This is a genomic window from Vibrio sp. M260118 (assembly GCF_036533755.1).
Lineage (GTDB): Bacteria > Pseudomonadota > Gammaproteobacteria > Enterobacterales > Vibrionaceae > Vibrio.
Genome location: NZ_JATABG010000493.1, coordinates 1 through 2,082 on the forward strand (window position 1 = coordinate 1; position 2,082 = coordinate 2,082).

The window sequence follows — 2,082 nt, forward strand, 5'->3', positions numbered from 1 at the left end:
AAATTTGCCGGATGATTATAGCCAGCTTCGTACGCCGCTTCGGTTATTGACACTAATCCTCGCTCTAGATGCTGCCTAGCGACATCGAGTCTCCTTCTTCTGATAAACCCATTTACAGTGATGCCCAGTGACTGCTTAAATCGACGTTGAAGGTTAGAACGGCTCATCGCGAAATGATCGGCAATGGTGTTGACCGCGAGTGACGTACTTAAATTGGACTCGATGAAGCAGATAATATCCTCTACCGATGAGCTAGTGTTGTAGTCGCTCCTCGATGCTTTAGTTTGGAATCCATCCTCTTGCAATCTATTAAACGCAATCTCTAACATTTGAAATGCAATCGAATCCAAGGTGATTTTCTCTAAGAAAGTATTGGCTTGGTAAAGCTTGATGGCACGTAACACCAGACTTTTTAACGCTGGGGTGCAATCGAAGCGTAAAAAGTTCTTATGATTAGCGATGAACTGACTGATTTTGCAATGCCCATTGGTACGTAGTTTGACCCAATCATGATTGATCAGCACATTGAGCTTAGTCACTTGGTTGCCTTCGGTGATGGCGCGACGAAAGTTACTCGGTTGATTGAGGTTGACTAAAGTCACTTTGCCACCCGATGATGCGTTGAGGTTAAATTCCAAATCGTCATAACTATAATTGAGTTCACCTTCGAGAAGAATGGTCATAGTCACCGATGAGGGAGCCGTCGAAACAACATTTGAACTATGTAATTCTCGACTTCGGCAGCCATGAATATTGATGTCTTTGGCGACGTTGTGGGACAAAAATTCTCCCTCAACCAGAGGTGCTTGGCCGTGCTTGGTCTCACCGACAATCATCTGCTTTTCTGAATCTTCGACTTTTTTAGTAACAGCGACCTTGCGTAATCTTAGTGTATCGGTGCGTTCCGATGACATGTGATAGTTCCTCATAAGCATTATGCGCTTTTGCATAACCTATTCATCTTTTAGTTGGTAGCAAACAAACATATCATACGTGCGAATTATTATCATTTACATTTAGGGATGACCGCATGAAAAGGGTCACATATCGCCCCCAAACACCTTCTATATTAGCGATCGCAGTATGTGCAGCGATGAGTCAATCTGTATTCGCACAGGAGGTAACAGAATTCGAGAACGTTGTGGTATGGGGTACTAAAGTATCGAGCAGCTCTGAGTCATTGGTTGCTGATGATATGGCGATTAAACAAGCCGACCACATGTCAGACTTATTGCGTGACATTCCAGGTGTTGATGTGGGGGGAACTCACTCTGTTAACCAAAGTATCAACATTCGAAGCTTACGCGAAACGGACTTGGATATTCGTTTAGACGGAGCCTCTCAGCATGCCAACATGTTTCACCATGTCGGTAACTTAACGCTTAACCCAGACATTTTGAAATCTGCTGACGTACAGGTAGGTAATAACTCAGTACTGCAAAGTGGCTTGGGTGGCTCAGTGTTATTTGAAACCAAAGATGCCCAAGACCTATTGCGCGTTGGTGAAACATTTAGTGCTCGCGTATATGGAGGCTTCGCTTCGAATGACAGCCAACAGGGGTCAATGACCGTTTATGGTATGTTGTCGGACAATGTAGACGCACTTATCTATGGTAACAGGGTCGATCGCGATAATTTCGAAGACGGAAATGGCAAAGAGGTCGTGGGTGTTGCTGGGGATACATATAACGTACTGGCGAAAGTAGGCTATGGATTTAACGATATACATCGTTTCGAATTGAGTTTTGATACCTATCGCGATAAGGGGGATTACAGCCCTCGACCAGACATGAATGGTTCGGCAAATGACTTCTTTACTAAAGGATTGCTTACGCCAACGACCTATGAACGTACAACGATTACGGGATCTTACGAACTGGATAGTGAACTGCACCGAGGTAAAGTCGTTGTCTTTGTTTCGGAAACTGAACTTAAGCGTGACGAGTCTACGTTAGTTGCAGCAGGTGGGCCCTTCCTTGCTCGTGCAGGTGTTATCACGGGTACTAACACGAATTCTGGTGCCAACGCTTTCTTCTATTCTGACCTCGCTATTGGTTTGTTAGATAACGAGCTAGCGTACGG

At 44.6% G+C, this 2,082-nt stretch carries 2 protein-coding genes; one reads left to right on the top strand and one right to left on the bottom strand.

Annotated features, from left to right (window positions below; genetic code table 11):
• The coding region (locus QTO00_RS18770; RefSeq protein WP_331426119.1) for an AraC family transcriptional regulator at window positions 1-914 on the bottom strand (914 nt) is incomplete at its 3' end.
• Between the two features lie 116 nt (window positions 915-1,030).
• On the opposite strand from QTO00_RS18770, the gene QTO00_RS18775 reads away from it, so the two are divergent.
• On the top strand, window positions 1,031-2,082 hold a 1,052-nt coding region (locus QTO00_RS18775; protein ID WP_331426120.1), incomplete at its 3' end, for a TonB-dependent receptor plug domain-containing protein.